The organism is Bacillus cereus group sp. MYBK245-2, from assembly GCF_051916145.1.
GTDB classification, from domain to species: domain Bacteria; phylum Bacillota; class Bacilli; order Bacillales; family Bacillaceae_G; genus Bacillus_A; species Bacillus_A pacificus.
In genome coordinates, this window is record NZ_JBQAGB010000017.1 from 79,160 (window position 1) to 103,138 (window position 23,979).

The following is a 23,979-nucleotide window of genomic DNA, read 5'->3' on the forward strand; positions in this document are numbered from 1 at the left end:
TATGGGGGTCAAAAAATATTTTTATAAAAAATACATATTTATTTCAAAAATAAAAACCATTGATTTGAAAAAGGACCAATCAATGGTTTTATTATCATATCTATTAAATTAAGTTGTGCTCTCATTATATATTAGACAATCAGCTGTTCTCACTATTTCCTATCGCTTTTCTCAAGCGTTACCTTTCTTGATTATCATAATATGTCTTATCTGCATATTTTCTATCATTTCCTTTTAGATAAGCTAAGATTACTTTTGGATTTTTAAGTAAAGCCCAGTCTCCATATGTATCAAATCTTCTGCATGAAGTTATCATGCCATTTTTAATGGTACCGAATTTCTTATTATTTCGCTTTCCCCATTCTTTTAACCGTTTCGCGAAATCTGCATCTTCTGCCATCAGCATGTTTTCATTAAATCCGTTAATTGCCATGAAATCTTTTTTATAGCACCAAAAAATCCCTACAGATATAGCTCCGTACTTAAAAAGTAAGGGGATTATTATTAACATTGCGGACAAAAATATTCCTAAAGATATTCTTTCGAACTTCCCATTTACCCCACCACCAATGTATTTACCTGAAGCTAAATATGTATCTACATTAGACAACATAGACTCTGTCATTATGGTATCAGCGTCTATAGTAACGATTATTTCTCCACTAGCTATTTTCGCCCCTGCATTTCGGATTTTAGATAAGTTTTTATCATTATTTTTTAATGTAATACAATGATAAGATTTTGCTATTTCCTCTGTTTTATCTGTGCAACGATTTAAAACAACTATAACTTCCGTTTGCTCTTTATATGCCTCTGATGCCTTTACAATGGAATCTAAACATTTTCCAATGTACTTTTCTTCATTATGTGCAGGAATTATAATAGAAAATTTCACATCTTTTTTCAAATTGCCTCCTGAAGGTTCGTTTGTCTCAGTCATAATATCCCCCTTATTTCATAAGATAAATATCTGTTATACATAACGTATATTAAAATTTATTAAGTTATATTATTAAAAAAGTAATTAAAACAATATGGACATCAAAAAGGCCAACAATGCAAAATTGTTAGCCTCTACTTTTCATATTCGTACCCTTTACTTCCTAACAACTGGAATCCACATTTCACCAAACACTAAACCATTTCTTTTTCCCATCTCAACCGTTGTATTTGGCCCACCAACATAGGCAAAATCTTTTGCATCTGGTAAAGCTTGACCAAAGGCGATGCCAGTCAGCTTATTGCTTAGCTCTTCAGCCGTTTTGTCTTCACCTTTCACCACTAAGTATTCTCCCTTAGGAAACTGAATCACTCTAGATTCTTCTTCTATTTGTGCTTCTGTCATAACACCAGCATAATACATCATCTTATTATTCACTGCTTCGCTCACAGAAAAAATGTATTCATTTGTAGCTAAAGCTTTTAAAGTATCCAGTCTTCCATCTTCTTTAACGGCCGACCAAAAGTCTTCCTTTTCTTTATTTATTCCCACAAAGTCTGTATAGTCACTTTTAATTTCAGTTCCAATACCTAGCACAATAAAGCTATCTTTTTCTTCAATCGTATAATTTTTCATATTCAAAACCTTCCTCTTTTTTTATTAATCAAACGATTTATCTTTTCATCTGATACGTTTATAATACCTTTAAACCATGTCAAAAAATGATACTGTTTAGGAGACCAAAATGAAAAAAGTTGAACGGATTAATACAATTATGCGGTATATCAACAACCGCTCCCACTTTACAATTTCAGAAATCATACGAGAATTTAATATATCACGATCAACAGCTATTAGAGACATTAGAGAAATAGAAGCTATGGGGATGCCACTTGTCGCTGAAGTTGGGAGGTCTGGTGGATATTTTGTCATGCATAATTCTATCCTACCCGTTGTTCGCTTTACTGATAACGAAGTGAAAGCTCTTTTTATTGCCTTTATGGCTACAAGAAATCAACAACTCCCTTATCTAAAGAGTCGGCAATCTTTAGCGGAAAAGCTACTAGGACTCATTTCAGAAACCCAGCAAGATGACCTTGTTCTTTTAAATCAACTTTTGCTTTTTGAAGGGACTAATCCTCATAACCCTGATCTACTTGAGCTTTCTGACCTTCCTCACCCTATGTTAGAAAAACTCATTCAAATCCTTCTTTTGGATAGATATTTATTGATTACTGTCAAAGAAGAAATCAAGTCTTATCCAATTTACCTATTACACCTTTATAAAGAAAAAAGCTATTGGATGATTGAAGGATTTGACTTAAAAGAAGAAAAGAAGCTGATGTTTCCTGTCGATGACCTCATCAATATCGAACCGTACACGCCCAAAAAGAGGTTACATAAGAAACAGATTTTAGAAAGACTGAGTAAGAAGGACGAAGCAATTAACCTTGTATTTGAACTTGGTCCGAAAGCAATTGCACAGTTCAAAAAGTACCACCCTTTCAAAGTTTCAATATCTTATACAAACCCTTACCAATCTACAGCTATTTTAAAAACATTTATCGATGTTCACAATTCCGATGAAGTGACAGAGATGACAAATTGGCTGCTTTTCCTAGGTAAAGATATTACAATTAGGGAAATGCCTGAAGAAGTATTAAAAGATTTACAAGAGCGGTTATGCTTATACACTCCATAAGCAGTGACTAGTTAAACCTCAAAATATTGAGTTTAGTTCGTTACCAGTTGCCCATATTTTCAAATACAATGAGTATAATACTGGTAAAAGACAAATAGAAAGAGCATATTTTGAAAAAAGTTTAATCAAAACATGCTCTTATGTCATCGAACTGCTCAACTAAAACAACGGCTAATCCACTAACCACCTCATATAATTTTTCTCAATAGCCTTACTATAATTGGTGTCTTTAATGTCTCCTTTATTAATGAATTTTTGTGTTTCATAAAATTACTGATCTGTTTTCGCCTATTTGGAACCATTAACAAAGGTAATCTACTAGGATTAAACCACCCAATTTTTGCAGTTTCAGGTCCATTATTTATTGGCTCTCCTCCTAGTAATCTCCCTGAAAATAAATGTTGCATATCATCGTATTGAGGCTGGTGATATTCTCCTATTTTACGCTCAATAACAATTATATAGCCTGTTTCTTCTTTAGTTTCTCTTATAGCACACTTCTCTAACTGTTCATTTTCTTCTAGTCTTCCCCCAGGCAAATCCCAGATAGGATAATCATTTCGTTTAACTAGTAATATTTTTCCTTCATTATTATCAACAATAGTAAAGCACCCTGTGGTTTTTGTAGTATTCATTATAAATATGCTCTCCTTAACTTACCCAATTGCCAATCAACTAGTGTTTCTCTATATCTAAAAAATTTTCCTTCTCGCTGAATGAAATGGACCATATAAAAAGAAAAGCACGGCCCCCCCCCCCGTACTTTTCTAAACATATATATCATTCCGATAAATTAAGTCACCTCGATACTTACCCTAACTGACGTTTAAATGCTTTGCTAGCGAAAAAGTAAGAGATAATCATTATACCTATGCACCAAGTGAGCGCAATCCAAATATCGTTACCAACAGTTCCTTCATATAATAGAGCACGAATCGCATTCACAATTGAAGTGACAGGCTGGTTTTCAGCAAATGCACGAACAATTTTTGGCATCGTTTCGGTAGGTACGAAGGCCGAACTAATAAATGGAAGAAAAACGAGTGGGTACGAATATGCTGTCGCCCCTTCCATAGACTTCGCTTTCAGCCCTGGAATGATAGCTAGCCATGTGAGCGATAACGTAAACATTCCTAGTATCCCAGCTACTGCAAGCCAATCTAGCATATTCGCACTGGAACGAAAGCCCATTAAGAGTGCAACAAGAATAACCACCACGATAGTAAGTACATTAGCAACAAGAGAGGTTAATACGTGAGCCCACAATATCGATGAGCGCTTAATAGGCATCGTAATGAAACGTGCCATTAGCCCACTCTTTACATCCGTAAATAGTCGCACGGAAGTGTAAGCTACACCGGATGCGATAGCCATTAGCAAAATTCCCGGCAATAAATAATTAACGTAGTTTTCTGTTCCTGTTTGTATTGCGCCGCCAAATACGTAGACAAATAATAGCATCATCATAATCGGTGTAATCGCTACTGTAATAATTGTATCAGGACTACGCATAATGTTACGCATTAAGCGCCCTAGTAATACCCCTGTTTTGCTTTTCATTTACATCTCCTCCTTTTTACCGATAATCGCAAGGAAAATTTCTTCCAATGTCGGCTGCTTCTCGATATACTCCACTTTAGCTGGTGGGAACATCTCTTTCAGTTCAGTAAGAGTACCTGTCGTAATAATTTTTCCGCCATGTAAAATAGCGATACGGTCAGCCAGTTGTTCTGCTTCCTCCAAGTATTGAGTTGTGAGTAAGATCGTTGTGCCGCTACCAGCAAGTTCCTTCACTGTATCCCAAACTTCAATCCGCGCTTCCGGATCAAGCCCAGTCGTTGGTTCGTCAAGAAAAATAACTGCTGGCGCCCCGATCAAACTCATTGCGATATCAAGCCGGCGCTTCATCCCACCTGAATACTGATCTGCCCTCTGATTAGCTGCACCAGTCAAGCTAAATCTCTCAAGCAAATTGTCAGCGACTTGTGCAGGATTGGAAACTCTGCGTAACTTAGCAACCATTATCAAGTTTTCTCTCCCAGTTAACATGCCGTCTAAAGCTGCGAACTGCCCTGTCAAACTAATACTTTGACGAACATGATCTGGTTGGCGCTTAATATCAAATCCGCAAATACTTCCTTCACCGCCATCTTGTTTCAGTAGCGTCGAAAGGATGTTGACTATTGTCGTCTTTCCCGCTCCATTTGAGCCTAGCAGCGCGAAAATTTCTCCACGCTGCACCTCAAAATCCACTCCCTTTAAGACTTCTTTATCTCTAAAAGCTTTTTTTAACCCTTTTACAGAAATCGCTGCATTACTCATACTTTTTCCCCCTTATAAAATTAAATTACCTGCACCCTCTATTTAGTACCACTGATAATCTGTATTACTTAGTAGCGGTTTAAAAATATAACTGAATAGCGATGGCGTTAGTTCACATTTATGACCAGCTAATCAGTCGGTATTACTTGTTGCATTTATTTTTTTCTCAATTTCTTCATAATACTTTCATTCAAATCTTCACGATACTTAGAAACATATGTTTTAGCGTTTGCCACTAGTTCGTCAGCAAAGGATGCCACGTCTTCCCCAGTAATGTCTAGCACTTGTCTGCCTTCCGCTGCACCGGCTTCAAACAAATCGATTAATTCATACTGTATGTGCAGCATATCCATCCCGTTACCGGCTGAAAAATTCCACATGTAGTTTTGAATTTTCTTAAACACAAACTGATAGTCCTCTGGCAATGCTGCAACACGTGCCATCATCATTTTGTACTCTTTTTTATCACCAATTAATTTTTTGAACATTTCCAACATCTTATTTTCCTCCTTTTTTATAAAGCAGACAAGAAACTCTCCAAATATGAGCCGGAACATTTTATATTATGAAGCTAGTTTGACTTCAAGACGTTAATTTTTGACGATACAAAATCCCATTTTTTCCAAAACAATTCAAGTTCCTGACGTCCAGCTTCATTTAATGAATAAAACTTACGAGGTGGTCCCATATCTGATGGTTTCTTTTCAATATTCACAAGCTTTTTCTTCTCTAATCGTACGAGGATGGTATAGACCGTTCCTTCCACGACTTCAGTAAACCCAAGATCATTCAGGTGGCGAGTAATCTCATAACCATACGTTTCACGGCGGCTAATGATTTCCAGCACACACCCTTCCAGTGAACCTTTCAGCATTTCAGTTAAATTTTCCATGTTCTGATCCTCCTTTACCCCCTATTCTGTCTGACTTATATTCAGTATTACAGAGTACTAAGGCGAATTTTTTACTGAGTAGCTTTTTTGAATTCATACTATTCAGTATCACTTATTATATCTACATTGTATGACTAAGTAGCGATAGATGTCAACTAATTTTCAATTTTTTTCTAAAATCCGCAATTACCTATTGTCTACTGAAAATATTTTGAGAAACAACACTACTCAGTATTGCTTATTACAAGTATATTGTATGACTAGGTAGCGATGAATGTCAACTCGATTTTTATATTTTTTCTAAAATCAACTATTTCAGAATGCGTATAAATATTAATTCCTTTTCCTTCCGTTTGCTTTAATAGTTCTTCTAACGCAAATAAATTATGGCCTGTAACTACAATAACTTTACCTTCTACATGGTTTTGTGTAATTTGAACAGGCTCTGGCACACCAAAATGATTCGTATGTGCCTCATCTAACAACTCCATTACTCGTAAAGCTGATTTCCCAACTTTCATAGCCATATCAATATGTTCTCGTTCATTAAAGTTAGAATTTGTTAATGTCATATACAGCGCTTCTTGCGTTGTAGCATCTACAAAAGCATCCGTATAGCCTAACTGAGCAGCATGTGTGCGATAAGCCGCAATTCCTTTTAACCCAAACACAATCGTATCTTGTAAACTTGCAATTGTTTCATTTTTACCGCACACACCTATTACTTTACATCCGCCTGTTGGCGTTTGTTCACATTGATAACAAAACATATCATCCCACCCTCTCCCAATGATTGCTTACAAACTAAGGATAATACCCATTGAGAAAAAAGGATGTGATATCAATCACAATAATATATAAGAATTTGTGACAGTTCACATTGTCGACATAATATTCTTACTGTATCCTGATATTCATACTTGCACATGATTTATTTGCATCATATATCAGTGCACTTTTAAGGAATACAAATATCATATCCACCTAACATTTCACAAAATTTTCCTTACTGATGGTACAATTAAAGTTATGGAGGGATAATATGATGGTTTACTACAGAACACTGTTTCTTATACTCGGTATTGCAGTATTTCTGTTTCTTATGGCTGGGTCACGAAAAATTAGAAATAAAAATCTTTCATTCGTATTGATCGCTTTAGGGATAAATATACTTGTAAGCCCAATGGCACTTTTTATAGGGGGGATGGCAACGGATTCTCCATATAGTACTGCACTTGATTTTTGGAAAGGATTTTTCTTTATTCAAGGAATACCTCTTTTCTTACTACTTATAGCTTTCATTTGGTGGCTTAATCGCCCGCCAAAAGTAATAGCTCCAAGGAGTATTGAAAAAGACCTTGAACAAAATAGTAAAAGCACTAAGAAAAAAAGGACACGAGGTCGTCCAATTACTGCCTTACGTATTGTAATTCCAATTATTTTAGTAGTAGGCTGTTTGTCTTACATTTTGTATTTACAGGACATTACACTTAAGAAAAGTCATTCTCCAAATAATAAAAATACGATTAAAGTAGTGAAAATAGATTCAGACTCTTCTCATGGTTCCTATCCCGTCAGAATTAAATACGGCTTATGGGAACATTTTGACATAAGTATTGCAAATGAGGGAGAACGTCTCGATTCCTCAAACGTTTTCGTAGATTGGAAAAACGATTATGAAGCAACGATAACACTACGAGGAAAAGAATCCGTACCTGAAGTTGTGGAATTTAATGTATCAAATAAATCCAATGGTCCTGTTTTTAAGAAGGTACAAAAAGTGGTCAGTTCCTTTACCTTTCAAAAAAGTGAATCTCCAAATTTAATAAATATTATCGAGCTTAGAGAAACAATAAAATCAAAAGGACCAAGTCCTAGTTCAACTGTAAGAATCTATTATGGGAAAAGAGGTAGCATTTTAGAAAAATATAAAGAGGTCACTCTTAAGGAAATGTATACGACAGACAACTTCAATATCAATTGGAGAAACGATGAACAAGTACAAGTAGAAGTAATAGAGGAAAATGTAGTAACGGCTACCATCGTGATTGATTTGTCAAAATGAATTTATTTTTCACATGTTATAACTGTGTTCTATCCGGCACACGAGAGATACATAGCATTTATAAATGAATAGATTTACAGACATGATGAACCGCCCCTTTCTTTACAATACATTTACATTATCTTAACATTGTTTACATTATTTATATGATATATTTATATAGAATCTACTTTATAAATTTCATGTACATTGTTATCTTTATAATCTCTGATTTAATTAATAAGAGATTATGTTATATTTTTATACCAGGGGTGAATGAGGATGACTGAAACTTTAAAAACACTTATAATGCTTGATGCTACTTACGTTGTTATCGCAATTATGACGGTACTGGTATTTGTATACTTGGAATTAAAATCTCAGTAACGTATGCGGACTTCGCATTTAAATATAGTTAGAAGAAAGCGAGGAGAAAATTGTTTCTCCTCGCTTTTTTTATTTCAACAAATCCAATGTATGTAGAAGTAAATCTCTATCCCCTACTCCCCCATGACCAGGCACTACTGAATTGATGTTTCCATATCGCTTCAGCACATTCTCAATCGATATAGGCCATTCATTTACATAGGCATCTGCAACGTTTCCTAAATCTTTCGAGGACGCAGATTTAACTAAACAGCCTCCAGCTAAAATGTTATATTGCGGTAACCACACGACGATATTATCTTCTGTATGTCCTTTCCCTGGATAAAATGTTTCTACTTTCATATTTCCAAACTTTAAATTCGTAATGGTTTGTAAGTCTCCAAGCGGTTCTTCATATCCACTTTTCTTTGCTAGTTCCGCAGTTAGTACTGTACTATGCGCTTTAATGCCTCTTTCTTTCAATGTTTTCATTCCACCAATTCGATCAGCGTGTGCATGTGTAATAATGACATCTGTTACGCGCTTCTGAAATTTCTTTTCTACCATTTCTATTAGTTCCTTCGTTAATTTGTCATCCCAAGAAGAATCAACAAGTACTAACCCCTTTGAAGTAGTAAGAACTAAACCGTTCGAAGGAACTGCTTCTCCGTTAAAATAACCTAACTCCGTATGAACCCATACATTTTTGTTTAACTGAGAAATCGAAATAGTTCCTGCCTCATTTTTTATTACTTTTTGCTCTAGCTTTTGTTCCGCTTTCACAGAAGAAATTGTACTAACAAATTGAGTTGTTCCTAGTAAACTAACACATACCCCTAATTTTAATAATGTATTCTTTTTCATTTTCTCCACCCTTTCTTTCAAACGAAATAGTTACTACCTATAATAGACAATTCATCTTCAGTGTTTGTTTCATCTTTTCTTACATATTTTTCATACCATTAATAAAAAGCGCACAAAATTTTGTGCGCTTTTTAACTTCCCTTTTACCATTCACGTTTTTTATTTATCATCATTTTTTCCTCAAACGCCTTCTCTAAATCAATTTCTAACTTGTTTGCTAAATCACATACATTCCAAATTACATCAAACATTTCTAAACCGATTTCTCTTTTTGCATCTTGTATTTTATCGCGCTTTAATATAACTTCCGCTAATTCCCCTAATTCCGCCATTGCATACATTGTACGCTCTTCAATTGTTGTATCTTGAAATCCTTTTTCTTCACTGAAATTTGATACATATCTCTGGAATTCCACAATATTCATACTTAATCCCCCTTCATGATACATACTCCATTTTCTATTACACTTATATTTTGTTAAATTATAACATTCATACTATAATTGATTTATAGCCCTTTAACGGAGGTGTTCTCAATGACTCTCTTCGCTTCCCCATCATTATTCATACTAGCAATCATTTCATTTGCACTAGCTTATTTCATCGGAGTAAAACAATACACTTGGCTCTTATCAGGATTCAATGAACGCCGCGTGCTTGATAAAGTGAAGTTATCAAAAATAGTTGGTCTTTATAATTTAACTGCTGGTGTTATCGCCACAATTAGTAGCGTCTTCCTTACCCCTAATGTAAAAATCGTATTTCCCATCATTATAATTGGCCACGTTATAATCGCTGCTTATGTAAATACACGCATGGTCCAATAAAAAAGACCATCCAAACGGATGATCTTTTTTATAATTTATCAACATATTGCTTCGCTTCTAGTAAAGAAAACCCAAAAACTTCTCTTACTCTCTTAACTGCTGTAACTGTTTTTCCTTCCTCCATAAGCTGGCGTAACTCTTTATTAATTTCAGGTTCTCTATCTACAATTCCCATTTCTTTCGTAATTAGCTGTAATCTATCTTCCATCCTCTTTAAACGCGCATCCGTTTTCTTTTCAATTTTATTTAATTTTTCAACGATATAAATAAACCCAAAGATCGCTATCGGTATGATCATCCAAAACTCCATGACTATCCCTCCTCATTAGCTTTCATTTGTTTTATTTCACTAACTTATGTAAATTTTACCATTATAAACATTTAATGTATAATAGTATTATACAACATTGTTGATAAACCTTTTATTTCAGGGGGACACTTTATGAAAAGATTTTTAAATACGCTACTACAATTTGTAGTTCTTTCAATTGCACTACATGTATTATTTGATATCGTTGGCTGGCTTGTTTTCAAAGCGCCAATTCAAAACAAACAAATCATTATTTCCTTACTAACAACCTCATGGCTTATGTACATGTACCGAGACAAATTTTTTAAAACATTCACTTCGAATTAACGAAAAAACTTCATCGATAAAAGATGAAGTTTTTTCTTTTTCTCCCCATTTACTACTGTATAATAGAACTAACATTCTGTCTTTTTAAGAAAGGAGTCACTATGAACTTAAAAAGTAACAATATATACGAGAAAATGAAACAATATTCCGTTGCAGGTTTAAGCCTTGCCGTTATACGTGATGGTAAACTAGATGAAACAACTGTATTCGGAACACTTGAAACTGGAACAAATAAAACTGTCACTACGAATTCTATATTCAATTCTTGCTCAATTAGTAAATTCATCACTACAATGCTCGTACTAACGTTATTAGAACAAGAAATTGTGCATTTAGATGAAGACGTAAATGATAGACTCACATCTTGGAATATTCCTACCAATCTATTTACCTCACAGAAAAAAGTCACGTTGCGAAATTTATTAAGTCACCAATCTGGAATCATTGATCCTCCTAATAGCTTTAAACATTATACACTAGCTCAAGGGCAACCAAGCATGTCTAAACTCCTTGCCGGTAAAACACCATATTGCTCCGTACCGATAGAAATAACTTATAAACCGGAAAGTGAATTTCACTACTCTGATGCAAACTTTTGTATTATCGAACTACTACTTGAAGATATAACTGGAAAATCATTTAACCTTTTACTAGAAGAATATATATTTCAACCACTGCAAATGAAGAATAGTACCATCTTCTCTCCTGAAGACATAGATAAAACCGATGCTTTTGCTTGCGGGCATAATAAAGATGGCACCGTTACAAATGAGAAGTATCCATTCTATCCATTCGCAGCTGCTTCAGGTATTTGGACAACACCAACTGACTTATCAACTTTATTAATTGAAATCATTCATTCCTTACAAGGAAAGGGTAAACTAAAACTTTCTCAAAAATTAATACAAGATATGCTTTCTCTTCAAGGTTGCTCAAAATGGACTGGACTAGGTGTTTTTCTAGATGATTCTAACGAAGACTTACAAATGTATTCACTTGGGTGGGGCGTTGGATTTCAATGTATGATGGTAAGCTACCCATACCGAGGGAATGGCGCTATTATAATGACGAACGCTGACTTAGGTGTTCATCAAATGGAAGGGATTATTGGTAAGGTTATCGAAGGGTTAGATTTAATATAAGTAGTTCCATTAAAATGTATATTATCCTTAAAAAGGAATAGGGAGCCCACTATTCCTTTTCTAAATTTGTATAATAAATTATTTTCTCCTCAATTTTCCTTAAATGTTTTTGCAATTGCTCCATATGATCTAAAACATTTTCTTTATGATTTTCTAGCAATATCCGCCTTTCTGTAGCAGTAATATCTCCCATAACACGAAGATTTGAAAACTCTATCATTTCCTGTATGGACATCCCCGTTTCTCTTAATCTAATAAGAAATTCAATCCACGCTAAATCTACCTCACAATATACACGATACCCTGATTCATTACGCTTAATATTTTTAAGTAAGCCTATTTTCTCATAATAGCGTAATGTATGCGTACTTAAATTTGTTAATTCTGCTATTTGTTGAATAGTATACATTTTATCCATATCTCAATTATACACTTATAAAAAATTCCAACAAATTTTTTACAACCCCATTGCTTTAGAGCGCACTCAAAGGTATACACTTCATTTATAAACATTAAATCTTAAAACAGGAGATGAAACTATGAACAATGAAAGATACGAAAATGGTTGGGACACATTAAAAAATATCGATGGAAACGCTGGGACACAGGTTATTGAATCCTTACAAGATATCGCTCCTGATCTCGGAAAATATATAGTAGAGTTTGCATTTGGTGATATTTATTCCAGAGGTACATTAGATTTAAAACAAAGACAACTTGTAACAATTTCTTCTTTAACATCACAAGGTGGATGTGAACCACAACTTACTGTTCATATTAACGCCGCTTTAAATGTAGGCTTATCAACTAATGAAATTGTTGAATCTATTATTCACTGTGTTCCTTATACGGGATTTCCACGTGCCTTAAATGCTATTTTTGTCGCAAAACAAGTCTTTCAGAGTAGAAATCTGCAAGTAAATTAAAAAACAAGCTGGTACACCCAGCTTGTTTTTTTTATATAACATTTTTCGCAACAATTTTTATATGTTCTGGTGCAATAATCTCCGTTATACTTTCTTGGAAATCTTCCTGCAACATTTCTTCAATATGTTCTAACTGCACTTCAACGTGTGTGCATTCTAGAGTATGTATGTTCAATAGTGCATAATGATCTTTTTTCTTAATTACTAAATATTGATTTTCCTCTGTCACAAGTACAGAACCTAATCGGACTCCTAGTAGGCGTTGATCATCAAATTTCATAATAACTTCTCCTTCCCTCATATAAATGTAATTACCATTTGAATAATTACATTTACGGAAATGCATCTCATGTAAAATATACCATAATCTACTAAAATATAAATATGATTTTTTCTTTTAATAAAAATCCCTGTTCTTTTATATATTTCGATACAAAAAACTTTCTCAACATAAAATTAGAATTTTCAGTTTTTATTCTCGTGAAAATCTATTATAATAAAGTTAATAAATGTTTGACCTCTCCTAATTCATGTACATATGGATGATCAGTAGTCGCTGCTACTGATCTATTTTTTGATTTCAGAAAGCAAATACGTCGCATCCTTTCCTACACAGAACCCCTTTGAGATTACCACGGTAATCCTCTTACTGAACTGATTCTCTTTCCCTGATTAGGAAACCCATTCTCATTCACTGCCTTTTTTACTTCAATCCATTTATAATTGGAAACAAAATCGGTTGACCACATAAAGCTTTCTACACTATATGTATCCATAATTTTGTTTTCTGATACACTTACCGCTTTTTTCTGTATTTCTATTTATCCATTATGAGATTCAATATCTGCTCAAAATAGAAAAGAGCAGTTTACCATAAAGTAAACGCCCCTTCATTCTACTTTCCCGGTCTTTAGTGCCTGTGCCCAATCATACCTTTCCTGTTGAACAGCCAATCCAGCTGCTTCTTCCCAATTATAAGAAACTGAAATTTGTTCAATTATCCATTCTCCCGAAACTTTTTCTATCACTACATATTTTGCATGCGGAGTTCCTGATTCCATTTTATGCATAACAGGTAACTCATCTTTGTATGCTGGAAGTCCTACACTCCCTGGATTTATAACGATTTTTCCGTTTGCTAAATACACAACTCTAGGGATGTGCGTATGACCGCATACTATTATTTTTTGCTCAACATTTTGGAGTTGATCCATTATATTTTTTTCACTCTTTAATACTGCACCATTCTCGTCCATCTCTTCTAGTAAATACACCTCATCTGAAGTTGGCGTACCATGACAAAATAAAATATCGTCTACAATATATTGTGAAGGATGTTGTTGTAACCAATCTATATGATTTTCTGTTAATTGATTTTGGACAAAAGTTAGTGTAGCAGACTGCCCTTGTATAGGTTCCCAAAGCATGCGATCACAGTTACCCTTAATATGTATCATCTCGTTCTTCATCAATATTTCAATTGTCCCTAAAGGATCTAACGGCCCATACACGCTATCCCCTAAATTTATTATCATTTCGACCTTGCGACGTTCAATATCTTCTAATACCCCTTTTAATGCGTGACTGTTCCCATGAATGTCTGAAATTATAGCTATTTTCATCTAAACCCCTACTTTACTATATTATTTATAAACATCTGCCGCCAATTCTCTCAAAACTTCCACATTTACCACTTCAAAGCATCCATTATTTTTACTTATTATCTCTTTATCACAAAAAATATTTAATGTACGTAATAAGTGTCGATAACTCGTCCCTAACAATTCCGCTGTTTCCGTTAAATTCCCACTAAATACGATTCTATTTCCGTGCTGTACTGCCCGTTCTCCTGCTGCTAACATGTAACTCGCAAGTCTATTTTCAAGAGGATATAGTAAATTAATTGTACTATTTTTTGAAAGCCGATTTAACTTATGCGCTAACGATCCGCAAATACATCGTAAAAATTTCGCATCATGAAATAGTTGATTTCTCACTTTCCCTAAAGGCAAACCAACACAATATGAATCTGCCATCACTTGTACGTTTGAAGTTGTCTTTTGAGAATGAATTAACTCCACATCTCCTAACAGCTGCAAGCTATCATAAAAGCATAATAATACAGATTTCCCGTTACTTAATGTATTAAACGCTTTCGCTTTTCCTTCAACGAAGAAAAATAAATAATCTATCTCTTCATTTTCTCTACAAATAAACTCATTCTTCTTAAAAAATATAAGTTCCATATATGGTTTCATATCATTACTAAAAAATGAGTCAATATTATTTTGTTTCATATACTCTGCTAATTTAATAGAATTACATATTTTCTTCATAGTTCCCCCGCCTTTACAACTACTCCCCATTGTAATCAAAATTTTCTCCTTCCACTATGACATATGTCATAGTAATTCACAATTTCAGCATGATACAGTCATTACAAATATGAAATATAAAGGGGATATTACATTGTATAACTTTCTTTCTGTCTTTATTGGCGTGCTTATCGCCGTTATGCTTCCATTGAATGGGATTTTATCTGAGTTAATTGGCAAGTATACAGCAAGCGTTGTCATTCACCTTGTCGGTTTGATTGCAGTTATTTTCGTTTTAATCATAAACAAACATAAAATTCATTTCAATAAAGGGATTCCACTTTTTCTATATAGTGCTGGAGCGATTGGGGTATTCACTGTTCTTTTTAATAATATAAGTTTCTCCGTCCTTGGTGCCTCTATTACGATCGCATTAAGTTTACTCGGTCAATCCATTGCTTCCATCGTTATTGATCATTTCGGTTTATTAGGAATGAAAGTTGCTAAATTTGAAAAGAAAAAACTAATTGGATTATGTTTCATCTCTTCTGGAATTATAATCATGACAATTTATTAATGGGGGCAAGAAAATGTTATATATTACGATCGCTATTTTAGCTGGTGTTTCTATCGTTGTTGCTAGAATTATTAACGCGAATTTAGCAAAGAAAATTGGGAATTGGGAAGGCACGTTTTTTAATTATATTACTGGCTTATTTTTCTCTATGTTATTTTTAATTTTCAGTTCAGATTCAATGTATATTCCAATGCATACGTTACAATCCATACCTATCGCTGTATATTTAGGCGGATTAGTAGGGGTTATCGTTATTTCATTATCGAACTATATCACTCCTAAAATATCAGCATTTTATTTAACGTTACTCATCTTTATCGGACAGTTATTTGCAGGGACTATCATTGATTTCTTCCTGACAAATGAACTCTCAACTGGAAAGATTATCGGCGGTGTTTTCGTATTAATTGGGCTTACTTACAATTTACTCGTTGATCGCCCTCTTAAAACTGTTAAGAATAGCCACGTTCAACTATAATACTTTACGCTTACCTATCATATATTAATAGAAAAGCTCTTCATACGAAGTAATAGAGAGGAGAATATTCTATTAAGAAAATTATTTTACTGCTTTGTAGCACATTGATTATTTGTGGAATCGTATGGTTTATAAACTCTGGAAAATCTATTCAAGATCTCTATACAGCAAATAAGCCCAAGAAAAAAGCTACTATTATTTCCACTCAAAGGGATCCAAATGAGCCCCCTGTCTTTTTAGGAAAACAGGAAATAAAAGATATACATGTCGAATCCATTAAAACAAAAAAGGATCTCTTCCTCACAAAAACAGATGAATTAAAAACGTTTATTAATAGTATGGATACCGCAAAAAAAGGAAAATTAACATTAGATGAAGAAGGATCAGATTTAATAGATTGTGATATGTGGATTACTTTCGAAGATGGAACTTATAAAAAATATTTCATATGGGTAGTTGATCATCACAATAACGAAGTGATGATTGCTCAGCAAGATACTCCTGATGATGTAAACCTAACGTACTATCAATTAAATGAAGATAGTTCCAAAAAAGTTTATAACTTATTTAAAAAAATTATTTAAACGAAAAAGTCATGAGCACGTGAGCTCATGACTTTTTGCACTATACATATTCAGGAAACACTTTACAATCCTTTTCCTGTTCTATATCATGTCCAAAGAAAATAATTGGTTTTTCTTTTGTCACAACTTCTTTTAAACGTTTAATTGAAGATAAAGCTAATTCCGAATCAAATCCCGCAAACGGCACTTCATCTTCAAAATTCTCTTTCGTATAAGATGCATCAATCGTTAATAATACAGGACCGTTTTTTTCCGTCTCAATTAATAATGACTGATGTCCTGGAGAATGTCCTGGTGTATACAATAACCGAACACCAGGTACCACTTCATAATCACCTTCAATAATTTTGTAGTTTAAATTTGGCAGTATACACTCTTTCAAATATTCCTCTCTATACTGTGCCGCCTCATATTCAGCACGTTGTATAATGATTGGCGTATTCAAAAAAGCACCATTTCCTCCTGCATGATCAAAATGCAAGTGCGAACTAATAATATATAGGAGATCATCTGGCTCATACCCTGCACGTTTTAAAATAGTTACAATTCTATCTTCTTCAGTCATTTTCGGTAAAATCTGTCCTTCTGCAAATGTACCGTTAAAAAGCCCTTCATTATTAACTGCACTTTCTGGCATACCTGTGTCTACTAAAATAGGACCTTCTTCCGTCTCCAAAAGATAACACCAAACCGGCAAGTTTAATAGTTTTCCCGGTGTTAACGCACTGTTAACAGACGAATGATCCAACATACAACGACCTGCTGGGATGAAATAAAGTTTCTTTACTGTCATTATGTATCCACCTTTACATTTAGTTTTGGATAAAGTTCACAGTAAAAAATTCCCCCTGCTAGAAATAAACTCCTTCCCTTCCTTCACTGTTTCAGCTATTATTTTTGATTCATTCACAAATTCTCCTTACATTGTTAATTACTATTCATTATTTTCCTAAAAACCAAGCGTAATAAAACAACTGTTTGTATTTTGAAATATACAAAGGATGCACACTTAACCGAATGTTACATAAAAAAACGACTACCTACATGTTGAGAAAAGGAGTCGTTTTTTTATTTATCCCGCATTAACGGGCAGCCTGATTGGTGAGGGCTGATAATCAGTGGGGGATGCCCCCAGTTGCACTTTATTATTGCTCTTTATGTGTGGCGAGCTGAGATGATAAAAGGTAATATGCTATTGTTTTTCCACTGTAATATTTCCGTTATGTGTATTTAATTTAATTACATTTTCTCCTTTTCCAATAACAGTATTTCCATTATATTTATCAAGGATATTCGCTCTACCATTATCAACAGCAACATTAAATTGAACATTAGTTGGTTCTTTTTCAGTTTCAATATTAATTTTTCCATTGTGAGTCGTAAAATTGAGATTTCGATCCAGTTCATTCGTTTTCAGAGTAAGACTTCCATTTTTAGTTTGCCCCTCTATTTCACCTTCAACATGGTCTAGCATTATTCGTCCGTTGTTCGATTTCACATGAATATTTTGTGCCAATACATCTTTGAAATCCATAATTCCATTGTTTGTTTCCGCGATAATTTTTGGCGAATTGATTTCTCTTAATTCAACACGTCCATTGCTTGTATTGATATTAAAATTTGTTGCGTTTAGTTTTTTAGCAGAAACATAGCCATTATTATTGGAAACTTTTAATGATTCATATTGTTTTTCAGGTAGATACACATTTAATGTTAATGGCGCCCACACTTCAGAAATATTAAAGTTGAACCAACTCTGTTGTTTTTCTTTATAAGAAATAAGAAGCGTTGAATCTTTCTCATCCGTAGCTAATGTTCTTTTTACGTTTGGATTAACCTCACCATCTAATTTTACTTTCACGTTACTACCTGTTGTAGGGTTGATGTTAACACGAACATTATTCGTATCGATAATGACGCTTGACACATTATTATTAATGACCTTTTCTTCTGAAATTGGTACCGCATCAATTGAACGATAAGTGAATAAACTTCCGATAATACCAATAATGAAAATAATACCTGCAATGATTGAGAAACTCTTCTTATTTATCATGCTTCAAACCACCTTTTACTAGTGCTATATTGAACTTTAAATAACGAACAAATCCTTTCGTTGCTAGCTTCGTTAAAAATAACATAGCAATAACAATGAAATATCCAAGTCCACAAAGTGCTAAAGAAACGAAAAGATTAAATAACAAGAATGTATTTGGATGTATAATCGTATCAACTAAAACAAGTAATGGTGCACCTAAAAATGAGATACCTAGAACCCAACCTGAAAAAATCAATGCCGCTAATGTAATTGCAGGTGCAAGTACGATTAACAAATTGAAAAAACCTAATCCAATTACTGCCCAAATTGCACGAAAAACATTTCCTGTTGTTGCACTTGTTGTTACTTTCTCAATATGATAATCTGCTAATAACTCTTTGGCGATTTGAGCTGGAAAACCTAATGAAGCTACAATTTCTTCTTCACTTTTCCCTTCCTCTAATCCGAAAGTAAAATGTTCTTCATAATCTTTTAAAATATCTGCACGCTCTTTTTCAGATAACCTTTTTAGAGATGCATTTAATTGTTGTAAAAATTCATTTTTCGTCATTACTTACACCTTCTTTTATTAATTGATTGACACCTTGTGAGAACTCATTCCATTCCCTTAAAAGTTGGTACAAATACGTTCTACCTTTATCCGTCAGCGTATAATACTTCCTTGAAGGACCTTCTGAAGACTCCTGTAAATACGTTGTAAAATATTCTTCTTTAGTTAATCTACGCAGTAGAGGATAAACAGACCCTTCTGATATTTCAATTCGATTGGAAATACTTCGAACTAATTCATACCCATAACGGTCTTGCTTATCAAGTAAGACAAGAACACAAAGTTCTAAAACTCCTTTTTTAAATTGTACATTCAATATTCATTCACCCTATTCTAATTGATGTTCACTACTATTTATTATCCAGTACTGTTTTATAATAAGTAACCACAAGTATAATATAACACTTGGTATTGTTCATTGCAAGGTACACTGGAAAAATAAGTATAACTTTCATCCGACGCCTATAAAATCAAAACGATGGCGGATCCTCTCCAGTTACACGGTACTACATGATGCTGAAACAGGCCTTTTACAAAATAGAAAGGACTTAACTTTTTTACATAATGACACTCCACCTACTATAATAAAAGAGTAAATGACTCTTACTTTAATGGAGGGAATACAAATGAAAGCAATTGGTTTACATGAATACTTACCTATTGAAGAAGAAAACAGTTTAATTGATCTAGAAGTTGAAAAACCTGTTGCCACAGGAAGAGATATACTCGTTAAAATTAACGCTATTTCCGTTAACCCAGTTGATACAAAAGTCCGCTCTCCGAAAGATAAAAAAGAAGATGTAGCGAAAATACTTGGCTGGGATGCTAGTGGTGTTGTCGTGCAAACTGGCGAAAGTTGTACGTTATTTAAAGAAGGCGATGAAGTGTTTTACGCTGGAAGCATTACGAGACAAGGTACATATAGTGAATACCACCTCGTTGATGAAAGAATCGTTGGTAAAAAACCAAAAACGTTAAGTGATGCTGAATCTGCAGCACTTCCGTTAACAGCTATTACAGCTTGGGAAGGTTTATTCGAACGTTTAGGTATTGATTATAATAAGAAAGATACGAACTCCTTTAAAAACATTTTAATTATAGGCGGTGCTGGTGGTGTAGGTTCAATTGCCATTCAACTTGCGAAATGGGCCGGACTAAATGTTATCACAACTGCATCCCGCAATGAAACGATACACTGGGTTGAGAAATTTGGTGCTGATTATATCATTAACCATCACCAACCTTTACAAGAACAAATAGTAGAGTTTGGGCTAAAAGATGTAGATTATATTTTCTGCTTAAACAATACAGATCAGCATTGGCAAGCAATATGCGACCTCATTAAACCACAAGGAAAAATATGCTCTATCGTAGAAAATGAACACCCTCTTGAGATGGGCATTTTAAAAAGTAAAAGTGCTACATTCGTTTGGGAGTTTATGTTTACAAAAGCGATGTATGAAACTGGAGACATGATCACGCAGCACGAACTATTAAATAAAGTAAGCGAACTACTAGATGAAGGCATTTTAAAGACTACTTTAAATGAAACATTCACACCAATTAACGCTGAAAATGTAAAGAAAGCACATGCACTGCTTGAAAGCGGCAATACAATTGGAAAAATCGTTTTAGAAAAGTTTTAATAACAAAAAGTCCGATTTCCAAATGAGAAATCGGACTTTTTTACTATCTTTATTTATTTGAAATCTCTTGATCATTTGGAACATCTAACGGAGGTCGTTTCCCTATTCCGAAAGCATAGAAACTACTTGTTACGATAGCTAAGAAAACAATACCTACAACTAGTGAAATACGCGTATCATCGTTAAACCACATTCCGATTAATACCATAATTAAAAAGGCAATCGTCAAATAGTTTGTAACAGGAGCAAATGGCATTTTGAACGGATGATCTTTCATCTCTGCTCCTTTTTCTTTTCTAAAATTAATTTGACTAATTAAAATGACAAACCATGGTACCATACCAGGAAGTACACTCGCACTATATACATATACGAATAAATTTTTCGGTGCGATATAACTTAATACAACACCGACCGCTAAACCGATAATTACGCCAACTGTTCCGAATAAAGGCACACCATTTCCAGAAAGTTTCGTAAAATATTTCGGTGCTTGTCCATTTACACCTAACGTATATAGCATACGACCAGCACTATAAATACCACTATTACAACCAGACATTGCTGCTGTAATAACAACGAAGTTAATAAGTCCAGCTGCTGCCGTAATACCAACCTTCGCAAAAGTTGCCACGAACGGGCTACCAATTGTACTTAATTGATCCCACGGATACACAGTTACAATAACGAAAATAGCACCGATGTAGAAAATTAAAATACGCCAAATTGTACTTTGAATCGCTCTTGTAAGTGTCTTCTTCGGATCCTTCGCTTCACCAGCAGTAATACCGATTAATTCCACTCCTTGATACGCTCCAACTACAAGTGATAATGCAAAGAAGAATCCCGAAAAACCACCTGTAAAGAAACCACCATTTGACCAAAGATTTGATATACCAATCGCTTCTCCGCCGTTACCAATTCCAAAGAAAATAAGTCCAAATCCCGCAATAATCATTAATAAAATCGTAACGATTTTAATCATCGCAAACCAAAATTCAAATTCACCAAATGACTTAACAGAAATTAAGTTAGCTGCACCAAGAATAACCATTGCAATTACACCTGGTATCCAAGCTGGTAAATCTGGGAACCAATATTGCATATACGCCCCAACCGCGATAATCTCTGACATCCCAACGATAACCCACTGGAACCAGTTACTCCACGCTGTCATATAACCAGCTAACGGGTGAATATACTTATGACCGAACGTTGCAAATGACCCTGTACTTGGCTCCATATACAACATTTCTCCCATGGCACGCATGATGAAGAAGATAAAAATACCTGCAATTGCATAAGCAAGCATAACCGACGGACCTGTCCATTTAATCGTGCTGGCTGACCCCATAAACAAACCAACACCAATTGTTCCGCCTAAAGCAATCATTTGAATATGACGTGCTTCTAAACCTCTTTTCAATTCTTTGTTTGCCACTTCACTTCCCCCTCTTAGATGATTCATAGCCGCATTTTAAAACAAGATGCTTTCCCCTAATTCCTTTCGGCCCTGAAAATGATGAAGCAAACATCATTTTAGACTAACTTTAAAGCTATCCTAAAATCGTTTTTTGCCCCTTAAAAAATTCTCAAAACCTTTCATCTTCCAACATTCTATAAATCTTAAAATTACTTACCTTATATTAATTCATTTATCTGAAAAGTTCAATTATTTTTTCGATAGATTATTATACATAAGTCTGATTAATTTTTAACTAAATTAACAATAAAATACATCTATTCAATATGATTCCGGCATGAATATTATTACAGTATAAATAACCGAGGAGAGTATTTCTTCCTCGGTTTCAGACCGAATGTACTTCAATCTTTATAGTTGATAACGTAATTCCCCACACGTCCGATTCATATGCCAATCAGAAATTTAATATACTAATAAATTACTAACTTCTTTAGTCCCGCCCATATTTGGAGCAAGAATATTACTGCCTCAAAACAGCAGGATAAAATATAAAAGAGTCTCATTAAAAAATGAGACTCTTTTACCATTTCATATTTAAATCATTTTTGAAGTTTGTTTACCTAAAATAAACACTTTAGTAAACACCATCATGATAACTACTATAGCTAGAAAATAAAGTGGCATCACGAGTAACGATCCCGTATGCAGCTGACTTATTCCCCAAATTGTTATCGTTACAATTACATAGTACCCTAAGCTAAACAAAGCCCCGGCTGTACCAATGACATCTTGAAAATCTACTAAAGCTAAACTTAAACAGTTAGGTAACGCTACTCCAATTCCTAATAGCAATATAAACATCGCTACTAAAAATCCAATCATATATATTATGTTTGGATTTGATCCAACAAACGTAATAACAGATAAAAGAATAGCTCCCCCTGTCATTACAAGACTACCAATATATATAATCTTCTCTGGTTTATATGTGGCAAGCAATCGTTTTGAAACTTTCGCTCCAATAATAGAAGCGGAAGCAACAACAATTCCTAAAAACCCATACATACTAGGCGATAACTGAAAGTATTCAATAAAGATAAACGGCGCTTCTGCATAATAGCTAAATAAAACACCATTCGCTCCTCCAATTAATAGCCCATATGTTACTACTTTTGGATTTGTAATCAACCGTTTTAAAACAGAAAACACATTTATTTTATTCGTTACTGAGTCCGTTTTTGTTTCCGGAAGAGAAACAAACGTATACAGAAAAATCCCGATACTCATAACTACTAAACTAAAAAACACCATTTTAAATCCAAACATTTGATCAAGAAAGCCACCAATTAACGGTCCTATCGCCGGTGTAAAAGCAATAACTGCCGAAATTTGAGCAAACATAACGTGGCGCTTATGCCGATACGATAAACTTAACTAAATCTATACAATTCAATCAAATTTACACAAGTTAGTGCTTCATCGTGTTCTCGCAACCCCGAAGGGACGAGGGGTATAACACTCCACACGAGGCAGTATCGTTACCTCCTATTATCAAGCATTTATTTTACCCATCTTGATAAATTTATCGCAGCATTTACATCCCGATCGTGATAGCTATTGCATGAAGCACAACACCACTCACGTATTTTTAAACTCCACTGTCCTTCTGGTTGAACTGAATG

General features: G+C 34.2%; 30 protein-coding genes and 3 pseudogenes. 10 read left to right on the forward strand and 23 right to left on the reverse strand.

Annotation, left to right across the window (positions count from 1 at the left end; genetic code table 11):
- Positions 1–178: 178 nt before the first annotated feature.
- The gene (locus ACTFRN_RS23005) at positions 179–940 is read right to left on the reverse strand and encodes a glycosyltransferase (RefSeq protein ID WP_000140996.1); all 762 of its coding nucleotides are present in this window, start codon (positions 938–940) and stop codon (positions 179–181) included.
- Between the two features lie 156 nt (positions 941–1,096).
- The gene (locus tag ACTFRN_RS23010; RefSeq protein ID WP_000801031.1) at positions 1,097–1,576 is read right to left on the reverse strand and encodes a GyrI-like domain-containing protein; all 480 of its coding nucleotides are present in this window, start codon (positions 1,574–1,576) and stop codon (positions 1,097–1,099) included.
- 109 nt (positions 1,577–1,685) lie between these two features.
- Here ACTFRN_RS23010 and ACTFRN_RS23015 point away from each other — a divergent pair, with 109 nt between their 5' ends.
- A complete protein-coding gene (locus ACTFRN_RS23015) occupies positions 1,686–2,642 on the forward strand; it encodes a helix-turn-helix transcriptional regulator (protein ID WP_000755035.1) in 957 nt (318 codons plus the stop codon).
- A 188-nt stretch (positions 2,643–2,830) separates the two neighbouring features.
- Here the strand turns inward: ACTFRN_RS23015 and ACTFRN_RS23020 are convergent, their stop codons facing one another.
- The 6 genes and pseudogenes from ACTFRN_RS23020 to ACTFRN_RS23045 all read right to left on the reverse strand — a co-directional run.
- On the reverse strand, positions 2,831–3,277 hold the full coding sequence (locus ACTFRN_RS23020; RefSeq protein ID WP_061182851.1) for an NUDIX hydrolase: 447 nt from the start codon (positions 3,275–3,277) through the stop codon (positions 2,831–2,833).
- Between the two features lie 175 nt (positions 3,278–3,452).
- Complete coding sequence (locus tag ACTFRN_RS23025) at positions 3,453–4,202, reverse strand: ABC transporter permease (protein ID WP_000837838.1); 750 nt, start codon at positions 4,200–4,202, stop codon at positions 3,453–3,455.
- Entirely contained in the window at positions 4,203–4,964 is a 762-nt protein-coding gene (locus ACTFRN_RS23030; protein WP_000063318.1) for an ABC transporter ATP-binding protein, read from the reverse strand.
- 155 nt (positions 4,965–5,119) lie between these two features.
- Positions 5,120–5,461 (reverse strand): DUF1048 domain-containing protein, encoded by a 342-nt coding sequence (locus ACTFRN_RS23035; RefSeq protein ID WP_000891984.1) that lies wholly within the window; start codon positions 5,459–5,461, stop codon positions 5,120–5,122.
- Between the two features lie 74 nt (positions 5,462–5,535).
- Positions 5,536–5,856 carry a PadR family transcriptional regulator gene (locus ACTFRN_RS23040; protein ID WP_000429483.1) on the reverse strand — a complete coding sequence of 107 codons (321 nt, stop codon included), beginning with the start codon at positions 5,854–5,856 and terminating at the stop codon, positions 5,536–5,538.
- A gap of 308 nt (positions 5,857–6,164) precedes the next feature.
- A pseudogene (locus ACTFRN_RS23045) lies at positions 6,165–6,626 on the reverse strand (hydroxylamine reductase); the annotation flags it as partial.
- Positions 6,627–6,868: 242 nt separating this feature from the next.
- Between ACTFRN_RS23045 and ACTFRN_RS23050 the strand changes: the two are divergent.
- Complete coding sequence (locus tag ACTFRN_RS23050) at positions 6,869–7,921, forward strand: MFS transporter (RefSeq protein WP_140383363.1); 1,053 nt, start codon at positions 6,869–6,871, stop codon at positions 7,919–7,921.
- Positions 7,922–8,356: 435 nt separating this feature from the next.
- Here the strand turns inward: ACTFRN_RS23050 and bla2 are convergent, their stop codons facing one another.
- Together bla2 and ACTFRN_RS23060 are read right to left on the reverse strand one after the other, a co-directional pair.
- Positions 8,357–9,130, reverse strand: a complete 774-nt coding sequence (gene bla2, locus ACTFRN_RS23055) for a BcII family subclass B1 metallo-beta-lactamase (protein ID WP_000742462.1) — start codon at positions 9,128–9,130, stop codon at positions 8,357–8,359.
- Positions 9,131–9,273: 143 nt separating this feature from the next.
- Positions 9,274–9,555: a MazG nucleotide pyrophosphohydrolase domain-containing protein gene (locus ACTFRN_RS23060; protein ID WP_001028123.1), complete on the reverse strand. Its 282-nt coding sequence runs from the start codon at positions 9,553–9,555 to the stop codon at positions 9,274–9,276.
- A gap of 111 nt (positions 9,556–9,666) precedes the next feature.
- Between ACTFRN_RS23060 and ACTFRN_RS23065 the strand changes: the two genes are divergently transcribed.
- The gene (locus tag ACTFRN_RS23065) at positions 9,667–9,957 is read left to right on the forward strand and encodes a DUF3784 domain-containing protein (protein ID WP_049113603.1); all 291 of its coding nucleotides are present in this window, start codon (positions 9,667–9,669) and stop codon (positions 9,955–9,957) included.
- Positions 9,958–9,985: 28 nt separating this feature from the next.
- On the opposite strand, the gene ACTFRN_RS23070 is transcribed toward ACTFRN_RS23065, so the two are convergent.
- Positions 9,986–10,267 (reverse strand): hypothetical protein, encoded by a 282-nt coding sequence (locus ACTFRN_RS23070; protein ID WP_000397702.1) that lies wholly within the window; start codon positions 10,265–10,267, stop codon positions 9,986–9,988.
- Positions 10,268–10,399: 132 nt separating this feature from the next.
- Between ACTFRN_RS23070 and ACTFRN_RS23075 the strand changes: the two genes are divergently transcribed.
- Positions 10,400–10,594, forward strand: a complete 195-nt coding sequence (locus tag ACTFRN_RS23075; protein WP_049113605.1) for a hypothetical protein — start codon at positions 10,400–10,402, stop codon at positions 10,592–10,594.
- Positions 10,595–10,695: 101 nt separating this feature from the next.
- Entirely contained in the window at positions 10,696–11,736 is a 1,041-nt protein-coding gene (locus ACTFRN_RS23080; protein WP_049113607.1) for a serine hydrolase domain-containing protein, read from the forward strand.
- A 49-nt stretch (positions 11,737–11,785) separates the two neighbouring features.
- Here ACTFRN_RS23080 and ACTFRN_RS23085 read toward each other — a convergent pair whose 3' ends face one another.
- Positions 11,786–12,154 (reverse strand): MerR family transcriptional regulator, encoded by a 369-nt coding sequence (locus ACTFRN_RS23085; protein ID WP_088106638.1) that lies wholly within the window; start codon positions 12,152–12,154, stop codon positions 11,786–11,788.
- Between the two features lie 121 nt (positions 12,155–12,275).
- On the opposite strand from ACTFRN_RS23085, the gene ACTFRN_RS23090 reads away from it, so the two are divergent.
- On the forward strand, positions 12,276–12,662 hold the full coding sequence (locus tag ACTFRN_RS23090) for a carboxymuconolactone decarboxylase family protein (RefSeq protein WP_001058541.1): 387 nt from the start codon (positions 12,276–12,278) through the stop codon (positions 12,660–12,662).
- A gap of 31 nt (positions 12,663–12,693) precedes the next feature.
- Here ACTFRN_RS23090 and ACTFRN_RS23095 read toward each other — a convergent pair whose 3' ends face one another.
- From ACTFRN_RS23095 to yeiL, 4 genes and pseudogenes are all read right to left on the reverse strand, one after another.
- Complete coding sequence (locus ACTFRN_RS23095) at positions 12,694–12,942, reverse strand: hypothetical protein (protein ID WP_000666952.1); 249 nt, start codon at positions 12,940–12,942, stop codon at positions 12,694–12,696.
- A 287-nt stretch (positions 12,943–13,229) separates the two neighbouring features.
- Positions 13,230–13,483: pseudogene (locus ACTFRN_RS23100) on the reverse strand (oxidoreductase); the annotation flags it as partial.
- 69 nt (positions 13,484–13,552) lie between these two features.
- The gene (locus ACTFRN_RS23105; protein WP_088106639.1) at positions 13,553–14,284 is read right to left on the reverse strand and encodes a metallophosphoesterase family protein; all 732 of its coding nucleotides are present in this window, start codon (positions 14,282–14,284) and stop codon (positions 13,553–13,555) included.
- A 21-nt stretch (positions 14,285–14,305) separates the two neighbouring features.
- Complete coding sequence (gene yeiL, locus ACTFRN_RS23110; RefSeq protein ID WP_088106643.1) at positions 14,306–14,998, reverse strand: transcriptional regulator YeiL; 693 nt, start codon at positions 14,996–14,998, stop codon at positions 14,306–14,308.
- A gap of 109 nt (positions 14,999–15,107) precedes the next feature.
- On the opposite strand from yeiL, the gene ACTFRN_RS23115 reads away from it, so the two are divergent.
- The 3 genes from ACTFRN_RS23115 (at position 15,108) to ACTFRN_RS23125 (ending at position 16,616) form a co-directional block, all read left to right on the forward strand.
- Positions 15,108–15,554, forward strand: coding sequence for a DMT family transporter (locus tag ACTFRN_RS23115; RefSeq protein ID WP_140383364.1), 447 nt, complete (start codon positions 15,108–15,110; stop codon positions 15,552–15,554).
- Between the two features lie 13 nt (positions 15,555–15,567).
- Positions 15,568–16,032 (forward strand): DMT family transporter, encoded by a 465-nt coding sequence (locus ACTFRN_RS23120; RefSeq protein WP_000965818.1) that lies wholly within the window; start codon positions 15,568–15,570, stop codon positions 16,030–16,032.
- 89 nt (positions 16,033–16,121) lie between these two features.
- Positions 16,122–16,616 (forward strand): hypothetical protein, encoded by a 495-nt coding sequence (locus ACTFRN_RS23125; RefSeq protein ID WP_049111103.1) that lies wholly within the window; start codon positions 16,122–16,124, stop codon positions 16,614–16,616.
- A 40-nt stretch (positions 16,617–16,656) separates the two neighbouring features.
- On the opposite strand, the gene aiiA is transcribed toward ACTFRN_RS23125, so the two are convergent.
- The 4 genes from aiiA to ACTFRN_RS23145 all read right to left on the reverse strand — a co-directional run bounded on the left by aiiA (position 16,657) and on the right by ACTFRN_RS23145 (position 19,541).
- The gene (aiiA, locus tag ACTFRN_RS23130) at positions 16,657–17,409 is read right to left on the reverse strand and encodes a quorum-quenching N-acyl homoserine lactonase AiiA (protein WP_000216576.1); all 753 of its coding nucleotides are present in this window, start codon (positions 17,407–17,409) and stop codon (positions 16,657–16,659) included.
- Positions 17,410–17,808: 399 nt separating this feature from the next.
- Positions 17,809–18,672, reverse strand: a complete 864-nt coding sequence (locus ACTFRN_RS23135) for a DUF4097 family beta strand repeat-containing protein (protein WP_000608747.1) — start codon at positions 18,670–18,672, stop codon at positions 17,809–17,811.
- On the reverse strand, positions 18,662–19,225 hold the full coding sequence (locus ACTFRN_RS23140) for an HAAS signaling domain-containing protein (protein ID WP_000164534.1): 564 nt from the start codon (positions 19,223–19,225) through the stop codon (positions 18,662–18,664). The genes ACTFRN_RS23135 and ACTFRN_RS23140 overlap by 11 nt, the downstream gene beginning before the upstream one ends.
- On the reverse strand, positions 19,212–19,541 hold the full coding sequence (locus tag ACTFRN_RS23145; RefSeq protein ID WP_001102641.1) for a PadR family transcriptional regulator: 330 nt from the start codon (positions 19,539–19,541) through the stop codon (positions 19,212–19,214). Before ACTFRN_RS23145 ends, ACTFRN_RS23140 begins: the two co-directional genes overlap by 14 nt.
- Before the next feature lie 310 nt (positions 19,542–19,851).
- Between ACTFRN_RS23145 and ACTFRN_RS23150 the strand changes: the two genes are divergently transcribed.
- Positions 19,852–20,871: a zinc-binding alcohol dehydrogenase family protein gene (locus ACTFRN_RS23150; RefSeq protein ID WP_000643761.1), complete on the forward strand. Its 1,020-nt coding sequence runs from the start codon at positions 19,852–19,854 to the stop codon at positions 20,869–20,871.
- Between the two features lie 49 nt (positions 20,872–20,920).
- On the opposite strand, the gene ACTFRN_RS23155 is transcribed toward ACTFRN_RS23150, so the two are convergent.
- From ACTFRN_RS23155 to ACTFRN_RS23165, 3 genes and pseudogenes are all read right to left on the reverse strand, one after another.
- Positions 20,921–22,312: an amino acid permease gene (locus ACTFRN_RS23155; protein WP_140383365.1), complete on the reverse strand. Its 1,392-nt coding sequence runs from the start codon at positions 22,310–22,312 to the stop codon at positions 20,921–20,923.
- Between the two features lie 579 nt (positions 22,313–22,891).
- Positions 22,892–23,713 (reverse strand): annotated as a pseudogene (locus tag ACTFRN_RS23160) (MFS transporter); the annotation flags it as partial.
- Between the two features lie 143 nt (positions 23,714–23,856).
- Positions 23,857–23,979, reverse strand: a 123-nt coding sequence (locus ACTFRN_RS23165; protein WP_438907717.1) for a zinc ribbon domain-containing protein, incomplete at its 5' end; no start/stop codon positions are given.